15 protein-coding genes and 2 tRNA genes are annotated in these 16,418 nt (G+C 33.8%); 11 read left to right on the forward strand and 6 right to left on the reverse strand.

The window, feature by feature from the left end; all coding sequences use genetic code 11:
* Positions 1–24: 24 nt before the first annotated feature.
* Entirely contained in the window at positions 25–2,421 is a 2,397-nt protein-coding gene (locus tag BLV35_RS01520; protein ID WP_091083748.1) for a DUF5916 domain-containing protein, read from the reverse strand.
* A 190-nt stretch (positions 2,422–2,611) separates the two neighbouring features.
* Between BLV35_RS01520 and BLV35_RS01525 the strand changes: the two genes are divergently transcribed.
* The 3 genes from BLV35_RS01525 (at position 2,612) to BLV35_RS01535 (ending at position 4,186) form a co-directional block, all read left to right on the forward strand.
* Positions 2,612–3,331, forward strand: a complete 720-nt coding sequence (locus tag BLV35_RS01525) for a murein L,D-transpeptidase catalytic domain family protein (RefSeq protein WP_091083751.1) — start codon at positions 2,612–2,614, stop codon at positions 3,329–3,331.
* 523 nt (positions 3,332–3,854) lie between these two features.
* Positions 3,855–3,927: transfer RNA gene (locus BLV35_RS01530), tRNA-Gly, on the forward strand.
* 186 nt (positions 3,928–4,113) lie between these two features.
* A tRNA-Gly gene (locus BLV35_RS01535) sits at positions 4,114–4,186 on the forward strand.
* 33 nt (positions 4,187–4,219) lie between these two features.
* Here the strand turns inward: BLV35_RS01535 and pepE are convergent.
* Positions 4,220–4,927 carry a dipeptidase PepE gene (pepE, locus tag BLV35_RS01540; protein WP_091083754.1) on the reverse strand — a complete coding sequence of 236 codons (708 nt, stop codon included), beginning with the start codon at positions 4,925–4,927 and terminating at the stop codon, positions 4,220–4,222.
* A 191-nt stretch (positions 4,928–5,118) separates the two neighbouring features.
* On the opposite strand from pepE, the gene BLV35_RS01545 reads away from it, so the two are divergent.
* The 7 genes from BLV35_RS01545 to BLV35_RS01575 all read left to right on the forward strand — a co-directional run bounded on the left by BLV35_RS01545 (position 5,119) and on the right by BLV35_RS01575 (position 11,248).
* Positions 5,119–5,856 carry a peptidase associated/transthyretin-like domain-containing protein gene (locus BLV35_RS01545; RefSeq protein ID WP_245711995.1) on the forward strand — a complete coding sequence of 246 codons (738 nt, stop codon included), beginning with the start codon at positions 5,119–5,121 and terminating at the stop codon, positions 5,854–5,856.
* Positions 5,843–6,571, forward strand: coding sequence for a peptidase associated/transthyretin-like domain-containing protein (locus BLV35_RS01550; protein ID WP_091083761.1), 729 nt, complete (start codon positions 5,843–5,845; stop codon positions 6,569–6,571). Before BLV35_RS01545 ends, BLV35_RS01550 begins: the two co-directional genes overlap by 14 nt.
* Entirely contained in the window at positions 6,561–7,304 is a 744-nt protein-coding gene (locus BLV35_RS01555; protein WP_091083765.1) for a BamP family beta-barrel-assembly machinery protein, read from the forward strand. Before BLV35_RS01550 ends, BLV35_RS01555 begins: the two co-directional genes overlap by 11 nt.
* A 136-nt stretch (positions 7,305–7,440) precedes the next feature.
* Positions 7,441–7,944, forward strand: coding sequence for a DUF6702 family protein (locus tag BLV35_RS01560; RefSeq protein WP_091083768.1), 504 nt, complete (start codon positions 7,441–7,443; stop codon positions 7,942–7,944).
* Positions 7,945–8,008: 64 nt separating this feature from the next.
* Positions 8,009–10,249 carry a M1 family metallopeptidase gene (locus BLV35_RS01565; RefSeq protein ID WP_091083772.1) on the forward strand — a complete coding sequence of 747 codons (2,241 nt, stop codon included), beginning with the start codon at positions 8,009–8,011 and terminating at the stop codon, positions 10,247–10,249.
* Positions 10,250–10,358: 109 nt separating this feature from the next.
* Entirely contained in the window at positions 10,359–10,685 is a 327-nt protein-coding gene (locus BLV35_RS01570) for a Sec-independent protein translocase subunit TatA/TatB (protein ID WP_074721582.1), read from the forward strand.
* Positions 10,685–11,248 (forward strand): phosphatase PAP2 family protein, encoded by a 564-nt coding sequence (locus tag BLV35_RS01575; protein WP_091083775.1) that lies wholly within the window; start codon positions 10,685–10,687, stop codon positions 11,246–11,248. The genes BLV35_RS01570 and BLV35_RS01575 overlap by 1 nt, the downstream gene beginning before the upstream one ends.
* A gap of 160 nt (positions 11,249–11,408) precedes the next feature.
* Here the strand turns inward: BLV35_RS01575 and BLV35_RS01580 are convergent, their stop codons facing one another.
* On the reverse strand, positions 11,409–12,050 hold the full coding sequence (locus BLV35_RS01580) for an O-methyltransferase (RefSeq protein ID WP_091083779.1): 642 nt from the start codon (positions 12,048–12,050) through the stop codon (positions 11,409–11,411).
* Between the two features lie 280 nt (positions 12,051–12,330).
* Positions 12,331–12,585, reverse strand: a complete 255-nt coding sequence (locus tag BLV35_RS01590; RefSeq protein ID WP_091083785.1) for a hypothetical protein — start codon at positions 12,583–12,585, stop codon at positions 12,331–12,333.
* Between the two features lie 200 nt (positions 12,586–12,785).
* Between BLV35_RS01590 and rlmN the strand changes: the two genes are divergently transcribed.
* The gene (gene rlmN, locus BLV35_RS01595) at positions 12,786–13,829 is read left to right on the forward strand and encodes a dual-specificity RNA methyltransferase RlmN (RefSeq protein ID WP_091083789.1); all 1,044 of its coding nucleotides are present in this window, start codon (positions 12,786–12,788) and stop codon (positions 13,827–13,829) included.
* An 81-nt stretch (positions 13,830–13,910) separates the two neighbouring features.
* Here rlmN and BLV35_RS01600 read toward each other — a convergent pair whose 3' ends face one another.
* On the reverse strand, positions 13,911–14,993 hold the full coding sequence (locus BLV35_RS01600) for an alkaline phosphatase family protein (protein WP_091083792.1): 1,083 nt from the start codon (positions 14,991–14,993) through the stop codon (positions 13,911–13,913).
* A gap of 17 nt (positions 14,994–15,010) precedes the next feature.
* Positions 15,011–16,417, reverse strand: coding sequence for a SusD/RagB family nutrient-binding outer membrane lipoprotein (locus BLV35_RS01605; RefSeq protein ID WP_091083795.1), 1,407 nt, complete (start codon positions 16,415–16,417; stop codon positions 15,011–15,013).
* Position 16,418: the final 1 nt, after the last annotated feature.

The raw sequence follows: 16,418 nt of genomic DNA on the forward strand, positions 1-16,418 counted from the left end.
TGTTACACTTTAATTGTATAAATTTTAAAATTTATGCTTAATGACATTGTAGTCAATGAAATAACGAACGCTTACAGACAGTATATTAGTCATATTACTTTCAAACACATTTTTAAGATTTGTGTTTAATCTTTTTTCTACATTACTGCTGCCTTCTTGAGCATAGTTGCGGTATAAGATAGATAATTCGCTTCCGGGTGCAAACCACCATGAGTAAGAGAAGTCTAGATTCCAAGAGTTGAAATTTCTATTTCTATTTAATATATAAGTGCTGTTTTGGGATAATTCACCATTGTCTTGTAAAGTAAAAAAAGCTTTATTATCTGAATAAGACCAGTAATAACGAGCTGTAAGATTAAGAGTCATCTTATTGTTGATGGCATACTTACCGGTCAGGTCATTTTGCAATATTTCTCTGTTTCTTTTACCAATTATGATATTAGAATTTTCAAAACCTACCCAACCCAAATCATTTGTTTTGTGCAAATAATCAGCCACAAGATAGATTGAAAACTTGTCGTTAACTCTGTACTTCGGGCCAATTGCAATTCCGTAATTAATTCGTCCTTCTTGGTCGTATTTTGTGATACTTTGAGTAAAGTCAAAGGTAAAAGCATTGTTGCGATTGAATTCTACACCTAGATACTCGCCTATACTTCTTGGTAATTGTAAATAACGTCCATCAACTCTAGGCTCATAAAAATCATATGCTTCAAATGGTTTTATGTCTAAACCAAACTCATAATAATGATTGCGCTTTGAAGTAGCTTTAATTGTAGGTTTATAATATCCCTCCTGAAGTTTGCCGGTAGTATTGTCGTATAGCACACTAAATTCATTTTGAAATTTAAAAGTGTTGAAATTTTTTGTAGGATTTACTATTCTGTAACTTAGGTTGCTATACAGATTATAGAAATTAGTATAAAAATTGATTCCTAAGTCATTGTTGTCATAGCTTTTTGAGGTATACCTTCCTGAAAAAGAATACCGATATTTTCCGCTTGTTTTGGCGAAATTTATAGATGATTTAAATCCATCATAGTCTTCGGTGGTGTTGATAGCACTGTATTTGAAATCACCATATAGATTATAGGAATTTGCTTTGGTGCTTAAGTCAAACAATAAGGCAGAAACATTTGCGTCTCTAAAGCTTCCGTTTCTGGTTGTATTGGTATTAACAAATGACACAGACGAATTTTGATTGAAACGTTGGTCTAATACTAAAACATTATAGTTAGTTAGTGGTTCTATGACTTCTTTGCGTCTTTCTTCAGTAACGGTATTTTCTATTGTTGCATATGTTTTTTCAGTTATAGCATTAAGGAAACCAATACCTAAACCTTTCTCTGTTCTACCTGATACTTTTACGGCATTAATTAAATCTACAGAGCTAGCATAGTTAGTCACTTCTTCATCTGCTGCTACATTAGGGTAGCTGCTTGGTGCTCCACCAATTCTTCGGGAATAAAAGATGTTACCAATGTTGAATAAATTAGTTCCCTCAGTGAAAAACGGTCTGTTTTCATCCAGTCTTTGTTCGAATGGTTCGAGGTTTAATATGGCATTATCAAATTTAGTTTGCCCAAAATCAGGTATTAAAATAGCATCTAGCGTAAAAGAGTCGTTAATACCATATTTGATATCAAGTCCTCCTTTTAAAGTTCTGTCGGCTGTATAATCATCTTCTTGATAATAAGCGGATATATAAGGGATAAAGAAAAGTCGTACGGGAGGTTTAATGTTTTCTATGCCTTCGAGTTTCCCTGCTTGAGTAATCACAGCGCCAATTTTAGTGTTGACATGATTCCATGTATATTTTTGTACGTCACGTTTTATTTCGCGCATAAAGTTCAATCCCCAAGTTTGTTTTGGTGCATTGGTAAATCGTAAGGCAGCATAAGGAATTTTCATTTCAACTGCCCATCCGAAACTGGTTATAGTGGCTTTGCTTTCCCAGATTGCATCCCAGGAAAAATCTTCGCTCGCTTCTGTAGCTAAACAATCCATTTGAACATTAGCTGCACTGACAAAAAATCTAAAATCTTGCTGACCATCGTTAAATCCGTTTATGGAAACAGAAAAGTGATCAGATACACCAAATACATCACGATTCGTTATTTCTTTTTGAATTTTGTCAGGTTCATTGTCATATAAAATGGCCGAAATGTAAATCGCTTCATTGTCGTATAAAACTTTTACTTCTGTCTTCTTGTTTTCATTGATAGGTTTACCGTTGTCAGGCTCAAACATGATGAAGTCATTGGCGATGTTAGCATTTGTAATCCATGCTTGTTCATTGGCTTTGCCGTCAATAATAATGGTTTCAGTAGTGGATTTTGCAAAAAGAGTCTTTTTCTGACAATAAGTATCTAGGCTAAATAAAACGGAAAAAAGTAAAATATAACAATAGAACTTTGGCATGAATTGTGATTTGGTTAAAACAAAAGTAGTAAAATTAACATAACTATCAAGTTCTGTGATATATTTTTAAGCATCATGTATTTGATTAATAATGGTTAAAGATTCCTTAAAAATAGACTTTGGTTGTCTGTTTCAATTAATTTTAATACTTTTGTAATCCTTAATCTATCATTTAACACAATTAAAATCAATGATTTATAAAATATTCCCAGCCCTGTTTTTAATGATTGTTTCTGTTTCTACAAGTAATTTGTTTTTTTCTGATACTAGCGAGAAAAAAATAGAAGTTGCTAAGGTGATAAAAACCACTTCTGAAAGTAATGAAGAAGTTGTTTATAATAGCCTTCATTCAAATCAATTTGCACTACCTAAATTAGAAAGTTTTACAGAAGCCTTAAAGGGTTTCTACTTATTAAAAGAAAAAGGATTAGTTAATAAAAATATACTGACCCTGATCGATTTTAGTATGTCATCTAACTCTAAAAGACTTTGGGTTATTGATCTTACTACGAATACAATTTTATATAATTCTTTAGTTGCTCACGGTAGAAATACTGGAGATGAATTTGCTACTAGTTTTTCAAATTCAGCTCAATCGTTCAAAAGTAGTTTAGGATTTTATGCCACTGGTGAAATATACAGTGGGAAACATGGAAAATCACTTAGATTAGATGGTTTAGAACAAGGTATTAACAGCAATGCTAGAGAAAGAGCAGTTGTTATTCATGGAGCAGATTATGTTTCTAATTCTTTTATACAAAACAATAAACGACTAGGAAGAAGCTTGGGTTGTCCCGCACTTCCAATGAATCTATCGAGTGAGATAATACAAACGATTAAAGATAAGTCTTGTTTGTTTATTTACTATCCTTCAAATAGCTATAAAATAGCTTCTAAGTTAGTTTCATAATATTTAGTCAATAGACATAAAAAAGACGGCGTTTGTAAAACTACAAACGCCGTCTTTTTTTTATGTGAGATTTGTTAGGCATAATAATTTTCTGTACTTTCCTTGGGCGTCTTTATCAACAGATCGATGTGTTTTCTATTTCGAAGGTTTTTTTCGAAAGTGGTTATTTCTGGTATTTAAGTTTGACTGTTTTCTTTAAACTGTGGGTTGGGTTTAGTATAGAGCAGAAGTAGGTGTCTTAGTATTTTCTTTAAAAATAAGTAAAAAGGGAAGTTTTTTTTAATCATCAGCATCAAATGGATAATTAATAATGAGTTTACTGAGTAAGACGACAGCTTAATTTATGAAAAAGACCGCTGTGAATGTTGCTTTTTTGAAAAAACGAACGGTATTGAAAAAATAATAAAAGGTCTAACAATTTAATTTTAAAACGGTTATAATTAAACTGTATTTTTTTTGTGAAATTTTCATCAAAAAACTTGTTTCAAAGCCAACTTATTATTTATATTTGCACCACAGTAATGCGAAAGTAGCTCAGTTGGTAGAGCTCCAGCCTTCCAAGCTGGTTGTCGCGAGTTCGAGCCTCGTCTTTCGCTCTTCAAAGCCGAAACTTAATTGTTTCGGCTTTTTTATTGGTACAAAAGAGTTGTTTTTATACATTTCGAAGAGGGTTGAAAATGGTACTTTGATCATTCTTGATTTCGCAAAATAAAGGTTTTTAATTTTTTTTAAATAAAACTTGCGTTGGTTCGAATTAGTTTGTATATTTGCACCCTGTTAATGCGAAAGTAGCTCAGTTGGTAGAGCTCCAGCCTTCCAAGCTGGTTGTCGCGAGTTCGAGCCTCGTCTTTCGCTCTTTAAAGCCGAAACTTAATTGTTTCGGCTTTTTTATTTGACATAACTGATATCAGTTCCAGTTTGAAGTTCTTCAGGCATCTGATTTTGTATAAAAAGTCTTGCGGATAGCGCTCCTTTTACTATTATTTTATCACCATCTACTTTTAGCCAACTTCCTTCTCGTAATCCTAGAACAGGAATGCTGTTATAGGCATGAAATTCTTTTATTCTGGTATCACGGGTTTCGCCCATATGCTTTGATTGTAAGTCTGGGTCTAAATAATGTGCATTAAGGTCGAAAGGAATTAGTCCTAAGGTTTTAAAACTTGGCGGATAAACAATAGGCATGTCATTAGTAGTTTGCATACTTAGCCCGCAAATAACGCTTCCTGCACTTGTCCCTAAATAAGGAGTTCCTTTTTTTACCGCTTCTGCAAGAGCAATCATAATGTTGGTTTTGTAAAGTTGTGATACTAATACAAAAGTATTTCCTCCGCCTGTAAAAATCCCTTCCGCGTTTTCAACGGCGAATACGGCATCATCAAATTCATGGATTCCTTTTACTGCTATATTTATTTTGGCGAAAGCCGAAGCGGCCTTTGCAGTGTATTCTTCATGCGAAATGCCACTAGGTCTTGCGTATGGAATAAAAAGTACCGTTGTACAATGTTTAAAATGGATTTTTAACTCGGGTAATAGGTATTCTAAGTAGTCACTTCCGTGTAGGGTAGATGTGCTTGCAATAATAATATTTTTCATTTTTTGGATTGTTTTATTCCGGCTAAAGGTATAAAATCGGGTTTCTTATTTTTGTCTTTTTCGTTTTTTATTAACTTTTTTTTATCAAGTCCTTAGTAATTAATTTGGAAGGGATTAGGATACATTTACGGCTTGACAATAATTTGGCGATATAAATAAGTGCGATGGTTGGGTTTAGAATTTTTTTTATAATGCTTTTTACTACTGTAGCTTTGGCACAGGAATCTGTTTCTACTGAACTAAAAGGGAAAATAAATGCAGATGGCTTTAATGTCGATGGGATATATGTAATAAATTTAACCACTGAAAAAGCGGTGATTACAGATGACGAAGGTTACTTTGTAATAGATGGGGTAACTGGGGATACTTTGCTGTTTTCGGCAGTACAATATAAAAGTAGGCGAATTGTTTTGACATCGGGAGATTTTGGAAAAGGACTTTTTTTTGTAAAAATGGAACCAATCATGAACCAGTTGGATGAGATTGTAATTCGACGCTACGATAACATTAATGCAGTTTCTTTAGGAATTATTCCGGCGAACCAAAAAGCGTATACGCCTGCGGAAAGAAAATTAAAAACAGCAACTGGATTGAATGCTTCTGCTAGTGCAGGCGGAATGGCAGGCGGATCTATTTCTGCAGATCCTTTGATTAATTTCCTGACTGGTAGAACAGCCGTGCTTAAAAAAGAACTTAAAATAGAGAAGAAGGAATTTTACCTGAGGCAACTGGACGCCATGTTTGACAGGAGTCATTTTGTAGATAAGCTGAAAATCCCCGCAGACTATGTTAAAGGATTTGAATATTATGCTGTTGATAATGAAAAGTTCACCGTAATTTTAGAATCACAAAACAAAGTCACAACTGAATTCTTATTAGGGGAATTGGCTATAAAATATAACGAAATCATTGCTTGTGAAAACGAATAGTATTTTTATCTTCTTTGTAATTTTACTTGTTCAAGTTGTTTCGGGGCAAGGTGTGGATTCTAAAAGAATTCATGGAAAAATAAGTTTTGATTCAGTTTCTGTTGAAGGGGTGAATATTGTAAACTTAACGACAGAGCGGTCGACAGCTTCTGATAAAGATGGATTATTTTTTCTTTTTGCAAAAGAAGGGGATGTTTTAGTTTTTTCTGCGGTAAATCTCGTAACTTTACGTAAACGAGTTGATAAAAACGATTTGTCGGCTGATGTTGTTTCAATTCAAATGACTGCTGAAAGTATTGAATTAAAGGAGGTTGTTATTGATGAAAATACTCAGATAAGTGCAGAGAATTTAGGGATTATTCCTTTTGGTCAAAAGAAATACACAGCTGCCGAAAGGAAGTTTTATACTGCGACCTCCGGTGGAGGTATCGACGGACTTTTGAATTCGATTTCAGGACGAAAAGCCATGCTTAAAAAAGAAATTGCAGTAGAGTATAAAGAACAAATGTTAATGAGGTTAGACTACCTTTTTTTACCTGAATATTATACGGAAACATTAAATATTCCTCATGAGTATGTTCGAGGATTTCAATATTATTGTGTTGAAGACAGCGATTTAGTTGCGTCTTTAAATTCAAGAAACAAAACATTGTCTCAGTTTCTGATTATTACCTTAGCCAAGAAATACAATAAAACTATAGCAAATGAAAATTAAAATATTACTATTATCGTTGTTTTGTCAACTATGCTTTGGCCAAATAGAATCTAGACAAGCGTTTAAAGGTCAGGTTAGGAATGATTTGGCGCCAGTTGAAAATGTAATTGTTTTTGATGCTAATTCAAAAACGGGTGCAGTTGTCAATCAATACGGTTTTTTTACTGTTATGGCTAAAGTGAATGATACTTTAGTTTTTTCTAGTTTGACATTTAAATCTAAAAAAATTGTGCTGTCTGAAAAAGATTTTATTACCCCTCAATTTGTTGTAACACTTGAAGTGTTTACAAATGAATTGAAGGAAGTGTTAATCGCAGCCAAAAAAGAACTTAATCCAGTTGCTGGAGGCTCTCAAAAATATGTCGATTTGATGTATTTTGGCGATGAGAAGTCTGCGCTAAAAAACACAGCGATGCCACGAGATGGAAGTATTGAGTACGGGACGGACTTTGTTAGGATATACAAAGATGTTGTAAAAATACTGCGAAGAAACAATCCTGAAAAAATCGATTTTTATAAAGATACAAGCTTCTCAGAGCTTGTTTTGAAAAAAGTTAATTATTCTTTTTTTGCTAATACGTTGAGTTTAAAAGATGATGAGATTAAACTCTTTCTTGTTTTTTGTGAGAACGATCCAAAATCAAGAATGTTAATGCAGCCTAGTGAGGAATTTCAACTTATGGATTTTCTTATCACAAAAAATAAAGAATACAAAAAAATCACCACCTTTTAGATAGATAGTAGAGGATGTCCTTTTTTGTGTATGCTTCCAAAGAAGATTTTACTTTTAGTAAGGGGATTTCATTTCAACTTCTTGATTTTCTTACTACGGTAAACTAAGAGTACAAAAGAATTGCTATTTTTGCAATATGAAAAAAACAATATTATATCTCTTTTTCGGAGTTTTCTTCCTGAGCTTAACTTCTTTTGGATTTCATAAATTTTATGTAGCGGTGTATCAAATTAATTATGCGCCTGAAAAGGAAATGCTACAAATTACCTCAAGAATTTTTGTAGATGACTTGAATAAAGCTTTAGAAAAAAAATACAATAAGAAACTTTATTTAGGTACTGATAAAGAATCTCCTGAAGATGTGGTTTTACTTAAAAAATATTTATCAGAGCACTTTACAATAAAAGTCAACGGACAATCTAGGCCTAGTAATTTTTTGAGTAAAGAGTTAGAAGGGGATGTTCTTATTTGTTATTCAAGTATAAAAGATGTTTCTAAATTAAAAACCTTAGAAGTTTATAATTCTGTTTTGGTAGATTGGGATTCAGAGCAGCAAAACATTGCTCACTTCACTATTTTGGGGACGAAACAGAGTTTTCTTTTTACTGTTTCTTCGACTAAACGAATGTTAAAATTCTGATAAAATAACTGTTATTTGCTAAAAAACAGTATTTTCACGCACTTAAATAATTCGAATTCTATCCATGAAAAAAATCACATTATTTTTTATTCTTCCAGCAATGTTATTTGCTCAAGAAAAAGCAACAACGGTAACTCCAAAGCAATCAGGTAAGTACGATACGAACAAGTTCAGCCAGATGTACGATTTATTGGCAACGCCTAATATGTTTCGTAACGCTGCAGGTGCTCCCGGTCCAGCTTATTATCAACAACAAGCAGATTATAAAATCGACATCGAGTTAGATGATAAAAACGCTAAATTAAGTGGTTCTGAAACGGTTACTTACTATAACAATTCACCAGATAATCTAGATTATTTATGGGTACAATTGGATCAAAATCAAGCGGCTAAAGATTCTGAATCTCCTCTAGCTGAAAGCGAGAGAATTACACAAACTTTCCCGGCTTCTGGTTTTGCTGATAAATTTTTAAAGAAAGATTTAGACCGTGGGTTTAATATTGAGTATGTTAAAGATGTCAAAGGCGCTCCAATGACTTATACTATCAATCATACGATGATGAGAATTGATTTGGCTTCTCCATTGAAACCGGGTACTTCAATTTCATTTTCAGTTAAATGGTGGTATAACATCAATAACTACCAAAAAGAAGGTGGTCGTTCTGGATATGAATTATTCGAAAAAGAAGGAAACAAGATTTATGTAATTGCTCAATTCTATCCAAGAATGGCAGTTTATAATGATGTTGAAGGTTGGCAAAACATGCAATTTTGGGGAAGTGGCGAATTCGCTGTTCCTTTTGGAAATTTTGATGTTAACATAACTGTTCCTGCAGATCACGTTATGGAGGCAACAGGAGAATTGATGAACAGAAGTGAAGTGTTTACACCTGCTCAAGTAAAAAGATATGAGTTAGCTCAAAAAACATTCGATAAACCTGTTTTAATTGTTACTCAGGCAGAAGCAGAAGCAGCTGAAAAAGGGTTTTCTGACAAGAAAAAAACATGGAAGTTCAGCGCTAAAAACGTTAGGGATTTTGGTATAGCGACTTCTAGAAAATTCATTCTTGACGCAATGGCTGTTCAATTAAGTACTAAAACTACGATGGCTGTTTCAATTTATCCTAAAGAAGCAAATCCGCTTTGGGGAGAAACATCAACAGTAACAGTAGCGCACACATTAAGAAGTTATTCTTCGCATACCTTTGATTATCCTTATCCAAAAGCAGTTTCAGTTTCTGCCGAAGACCAAGGAATGGAATACCCTATGATTTGTTGGAATTTTGGTCGTCCTGATGAAAATGGAGTGACGAGCGAGCAAATTAAAAATGGGATGATGGGTGTTGTGATTCATGAAGTAGGACATAACTTTTTCCCAATGATTGTGAATTCTGATGAGCGTCAATGGACATGGATGGATGAAGGCTTAAACTCTTTTATGGAATTCATGGCAGAAGATGAGTTGGGGACTAATTTTCCTTCAAGACGTGGTCCTGCAAAAAATATTGTACCGTATATGAGTGGGGACCAAAATTTCTTGGAACCTATCATGTCAAATTCAGAGACTATCATACAGTTTGGTAATAATGCATACGGAAAACCTGCTACAGGATTAAATATTCTTAGAGAAACGATAATGGGGAGAGAATTGTTTGATTATGCTTTTAAAGTATATGCAAACCGTTGGAAATTTAAACATCCTACTCCAGAAGACTTCTTTAGAACAATGGAAGACGCGTCTGCTGTTGATCTGGACTGGTTCTTTAGAGGCTGGTTTTACTCCACTGACTTTGTAGATATTGGTATTAAAGAAGTGAAACAATATTATGTTTCTGAAACGGCTACAAAAGAATTAAAAGACGCCAAGGTAAGAAAAGGTCGTTTTGGTTTAGATAAAGGGCCATTCGTTTATTTAGTGGCAGAGAACAATGCAGAGTTAAAATCAAATCAAAAGAAAGCACTGAAAATAGAGGATGTAAAATTGCTTTCAGATTATGTAGGTACACTTACAGCTGAAGAAAAAGGAAGTCTTAAATCTCCAAAATACTTCTATGAAGTAGAGTTCAATAAACCAGGCGGAATGATTATGCCTATACTAGTTGAAATCACATATGAGGATGGTACAATTGAGAATTTCAAATATCCAGCTCAAATTTGGAGAAAAAATAACGAGAGTGCTAAAAAGGTATACGCTACTGAGAAAGCAATCAAAAAAATTCAAATTGACCCTAAATTAGAAACAGCAGATATTGATGTGACTAATAATACTTGGCCAAAAGCAGAAGTGAAAAGTAAATTTGACTAAGTAATAAGCTTAAAAAAAAAGACTCAATTTTGAGTCTTTTTTTTTATGAAAAATTTAAAAGACACCGATTCTAAATTTGGTATCTTTGCAGCAATTAAAATTAATAATTATGTTTGGTATAGGAGGAGGAGAGTTAGTTTTTATATTGTTTATAGTACTAATGCTTTTTGGTTCGGATAAGGTACCAGAAATGGCTCGAACTATGGGTAAAGCGATGGCGCAATTAAAACATGCGACTAACGACATAAAAAGTGAAATTCAAAAAGGGGTTGAGGCTAATGGTCTTGATGCAAAATCCTTGTCAGATATGACGGGTAACTTTAATACCCAGATTGATAAAGTTAAGAATGACCTTATGGGTGATTCCATTACTCAGGCTACTAAAGTTAAGGAAGATATAGAAGAGATTACTGGACCTGTAAAACGCAGTAAATAATGCTCGATAAAATTCTGACTCTGGATACTGAATTACTCATCTACTTGAATAGTTTAGGTTCAGAAAGGTATGATGGTCTTTGGCTAATAATTACCCAACAGCTCTACTGGACTCCCTTTTTTCTCGTGCTTTTATACTTTATTTATAAAAAATTGGGAACCAAGCAAACCCTGTATTTTATCTTGGCTCTAGCCGTTTTAATTACATTCACGGACCAGGTAACTAACTTGTTTAAAAATGGATTTCAAAGACTGCGTCCCTGCAGTAACCCTGAAATTAATACCATAATACGAGTAGTACAAATTCGTACTTCTTTTAGCTTTTTCTCAGGTCACGCTGCAAATAGTATGGCAGTTGCCACATTTATTTATAGTGTTATATACCGTCATTACAAATACGGCTACTTACTATTTTTATGGCCACTAGTCTTCGCTTATAGTAGGATTTATTTGGGCTTGCATTATCCAATAGATATTTTTTGTGGGTATTTATTCGGGATATTTTCAGGGTATTCAGTCTTTAAAATATATCAAGCAGTCCAAAAAAGATATTTTCCGCTTTAATTTTCAGGAGCAATTCCAGCTGTTCATTTCAATCTTATGACTGAAAAATGGTTTTTTCAATAACAATAAAGGAGCTTCCGTTGGTCGCTCTTTTTTGTTTAGAAAAAATTCATTTTCATCCATAAGGATTTTTATTTCCATCTGGGCTAAAAATTAAAAGCTACAATACTCTACTTACCGTTAAGCCATCTCTAATAGGCAGCAAAACAGTTTCTACCCTAAGGTCATTTTTTAATAATGCGTTGTATTCTACCAGTATTTTAGTGCTTATATCATTTGGATGAATTGGTTCTAAAACTTTTCCGCTCCACAAAACATTGTCCGAAAGGATAATTCCTCCTTTGTTCATTTTTGGCAAAATGATGTTGAAATAATTAATGTAGTTTTCCTTATCGGCGTCAATAAAAACCAAATCGAATTTGACTTCCAATTTAGGGATAATATCCACTGCTTCTCCTAGATGCTGAACAATTTGTTTTCCCCAAGGAGACTTGTCAAAATGCTTTCTCTGGAAATCAATTAACTCTTCTTTAATATCAATGGTATGAAGTGTGCCGTTTTCCTGCATTCCTTCACATAAACACAAAGCAGAATAGCCAGTATACGTTCCGATTTCGAGAATATTCAACGGACGAATCAATTTGGCCAGCATACTCAAAACGCGTCCTTGAAAATGCCCGCTTAACATGCGAGGCAGTAAAATTTTCTGATAGGTTTCCTTGTTTAGCGCTGCTAATAATTCAGGCTCTTTTTCAGAGTGTTGCTCAATATAATCTTCTAATTCTTGGGAAATGAAGTGCATTATTTAAAATTAAAATTATTTAAATCTTGGTAATTATTCCAAAATCGCAATAGGTATATGGTTTCGTTTTTGACGGAATAATAAATCGTAATTTGTTTTGTAATTACCATTTTATAAACATTCCTGTAATCGCAAGTAGGAAAAGTTACATTCCTTTTTATTAGCAACGCTAGCGAGTAATCGACTTCATTGATAAAATTTAAAACTTCTTTTTCTGACCAACGATTTTCTAAATATTCAATATTTTTTCCAATAATCGTCTTTGGATACAAAAGTCCATTCAATTTTCATCTTTAAAGTATTTTGAATACCTCTTCTTTGTTTCTTCCATCACAAAATCGTGAGACGTAGTTTGTTTATTTTCCACTTGATTAAGTGCTTCGTCTATCGCTTTTCTCTCTTGTGGCGTCATTAAATTTTCAGACGGGTCTTCATTTAAATAATTATCAAAAACAGATGATACAATACGAAGTACTCGTTCGTCTGCTAAATCTAATTGAAGTTTTATTTTTTCTTTTAATTCTAGAAGTCCCATGTTTATTGCATTTGTACACAAATTTACAAAAAAATACAATAGCTTGCTGTATTGTGTCTAGTCCTCTGTTTCTTTTTTTTATAATTTTAATGCTTCAATTCTTGGAAAATGAAGTGTGTTTTTTGAGTTTTTTTCGAAGATGAACGAAGTTATTAAATTATCAAAACAACAAATCAAGAAATAGTCATTAAATTTGCAGCATGCAAATTGAGAAAAAAGACATACGAGCCGTATCGAAAGAATTATTACGTGAATTTTTTGTTACCCATGGGGACAAAGCTTTTCGCGGGAATCAAGTATACGAATGGTTGTGGAGCAAGGGCGCTCACAGTTTTGAGGATATGACTAATATTTCTAAGGAAACACGAGCCATGTTAGAAAGTAACTTCGTCATCAATCACATTAAAGTTGATACAATTCAACGTTCTGACGATGGAACCATTAAAAATGCAGTTCGTTTGCATGATGGGTTAGTGGTAGAATCGGTTTTGATTCCTACTAATACAAGAACAACTGCCTGTGTTTCTAGCCAGGTGGGTTGTAGTTTAGATTGTAATTTTTGTGCTACAGCACGATTAAAAAGAATGAGAAATTTAGAGCCAGGTGAGATCTACGATCAGGTATTGGCTATAGATAAAGAGAGTCGTTTGTATTTCAATCACCCTTTGTCAAATATTGTTTTTATGGGAATGGGAGAACCGCTCATGAATTACAATAATATGATGAAAGCAATCGAGATGATTACTTCATCAGAAGGTTTAGGAATGTCTCCAAAGCGAATTATGGTTTCGACATCAGGAGTGCCAAAAATGATAAAAAAATTAGCTGATGATGATGTGAAAGTCAAGTTAGCGGTATCGCTTCATTCTGCGATTGATGAGATTCGTTCTAAAATTATGCCTTTCAGCAAAAATTTCCCTTTAGCAGACTTACGCGAATCATTGGAATATTGGTACAGAAAAACCAAAAGCAAAATTTCCTATGAATATGTTGTTTGGAAAGATATCAATGACAACAAAGAGTCTATTGATGCCTTAGTGAAATTTTGCAAATATGTCCCTTGCAAAGTAAACCTGATAGAATATAATCCTATTGATGACGGCGAATTCCAGCAAGCCTCGGAGGAAGCGACAAATGCTTATATAAAAGCATTAGAAGCAAGCGGAATTGTGGTAAAAGTGCGTAGAAGTAGAGGAAAAGATATTGACGCTGCCTGCGGACAATTAGCAAATAAGCAAGCTTAGTTTTATCAAATATAGTATGGGAATCGGAATAAAAAAGGGTTTGACTGATCAGTCAAACCCTTTTTTTTCATAAGTGTTTTTTTATTGCACTACTCCTATAATCTCTTTTGCGATTGGGTGTTCCGCTTCAAAGGTATGTCCAAGAATTTTAGCAATGGTTTGTGCAAATTGATTTTGGTACAATTGAGATTCTGTTTTTATTTCTCCTTTAGCTTCAATTTTTGGTCCCATAGCTGCAAACCATATTTCAGAAGATCCTTCAAACTTATTTCCATGACTCGTCCATTCTGCTTTTACTTTATCACCACGACCATGATCAGTAGTGAAAACTAAAGCCGTTTTGTCTTTGTATTGTGGGTCATTTTGAACAAAATTCCAAATTTCTCTTATCCACGCATCTACTTGATGAGCGGCGTCTAAATAAGAACGGTAAAAACCAGCATGCGCCCATTCATCTGTTTCCCCATAGGAAATATATAAAACCCGTGGCTTATTTGTTTTTAATTCTTCAAGAGCTCCATAATGCGTAAATACGTCGAGACATTCTTCTTCATGAAAAGGTTTGAAAGAATCGGCTAGCATAGCATTAATTAATTTTTGTTTCTCTGTGGGATTTTTACCACCTACTTTGTTAAATGCTGAGATTACAGGAAAACCAGCTCTTTTTTCGTTTAAAATATTGTCAAAAGCATCCCAAGCGCCAAAAGCGGCTACTCTTCCCTTTATTTTAGGCTGCTTGTTTAAATATTCTAAAATAGTAACATTAGGATTAGCGGGATAATGATTAGAATTGATCAATGTATCTGCGTAACCAGTCATGATCTCATTGTAACCGGGATAGCTAAACCAGTATGGATTGGCATTATTAACCTTGTTTCCAAGGGTTCTATTACCATAAATTTGTCCTTTTTTTGCTAATACAGACCACATAAAAGGCATTAGTTTTTCCCTGCGTTCATTAATGTTTTCAGCCCAGTATTTTTTGTAGATATAGCTGCTGTCATTTTGATTAAACTTTTTATCTCTAGCCAATGTTTCATCCATTCCCTTGAAGGCCTCTTGCCATCTAAAACCATCGGTTGTAATGATAATTATGTTTTCAGCTTGTTGTGCTTTTGTAACAATAGCACTAAAAAGAATCAGAATTAAAAATATTTTTTTCATGTTTGTTGTTTTTAAAATTAAAAATTATCCCACCATACTTTTGCGTTAATATCATCGCCACCCATTTTTTGTAAAGCATCATTATTGTTTTCTGCATTTACAGACTGTTCTACGCTTGGATACATAATGCGTCTTGGCACTTTACCATTATTTTTTGCTCCAGAACCCGCTTTAATAAAACTAGGTTTTCCAGTTCTCTTCCAGTCAAACCATGATTCTACTCCGGTGTGATATAAAGCTAACCATTTTTGAGTATATAAAACTTCAGTAGTAGCGTTATATGGAGCAGTAGTAGTCAAGTAATCTGTAGGAATAAGCACATTCCATTGTTTAAAAGAAGCTTCTACCGCAGTATTGTAATACGCTTGAGCAGATCCAGTTGTAATAAGATTGCGCTGGCTTGCTTCTGCTAACAAGAAATTCAGTTCGCTATACGTCATGAATATTGCCGTTATTTTTGTTTTGGTATAGAAATAATCTTCTGCTCTTCTTGAATATTTTTTTGGCTCTCCTATTTGGTCTAAAGTAAGTCCGGGCTGAAGTCCCAATTGATTTGTAGTTCCTACAATTGGATCAATCCATTCATCTAGTCTTGGGTCGTTATTTGCGATCAATGTGTTTACCAAATTCGTAGTAGGAATAACAATATTGTAACCATATAATCGGTTGATTCCATCACTCATCGGAGAAATATTAGGATAACTTCCAGAGTAAAAATAAGTAGCATTATCAGCATTAGATGCAAATAAAGGATATTGAGCAGGCTTCGAAATGATTTCGTTTAGTTTAGTACTCACATTTACTTTATTAGAAATACGCATCAAAAGTCTTAGATGAAGTGAATTGGCAAATTTTTTCCATTTCAACATATCTCCACCAAATAATAAGTCGCCTTCTACCTTTGTTTTAGTGTCAATGATTGCATTGGCATTATCTAAATTTAATAATAATTGTGTGTAAATAGCTTCTTGTGAATCGTATTTTGGCTTCAAAATTCCTTCTTCTCCTTTGGAGGCTTCAAGGTAAGGTGCAGCACCGTAAGAATCAGTGATAACACTCATCGTGTACGTTTCAAGAACAAGACTGATTGCTTCGTAGTTTTTGTCGTTTAATGCGATTGCTTGCTTTTTAATATCATAAATATCATTAAGCCATTTGTACATTCCCCAAAAACGATCATCGGCTCCCCAATTGTAAACATCCAATTCGTTGTACTCATAGTTACCGCCGTATTGGGCTACAATATCTCCAAAGTTGAACGAATTATTGACATTACTATTGGCTAAGTTAAAAATAATATTGGGTAGCAATTGCTTGGGTTGCGACGCTGTTGGTTGGTTTTTATTGGTATTGATTTCTTCAAATCCGTCGGTGCAGGAAATACTCAGACCACATAAGAGTAATAGAATTATTAGTTTTTTCATG

It is taken from the genome of Flavobacterium gillisiae, assembly GCF_900107635.1.
Taxonomy (GTDB): Bacteria; Bacteroidota; Bacteroidia; order Flavobacteriales; family Flavobacteriaceae; genus Flavobacterium; species Flavobacterium gillisiae.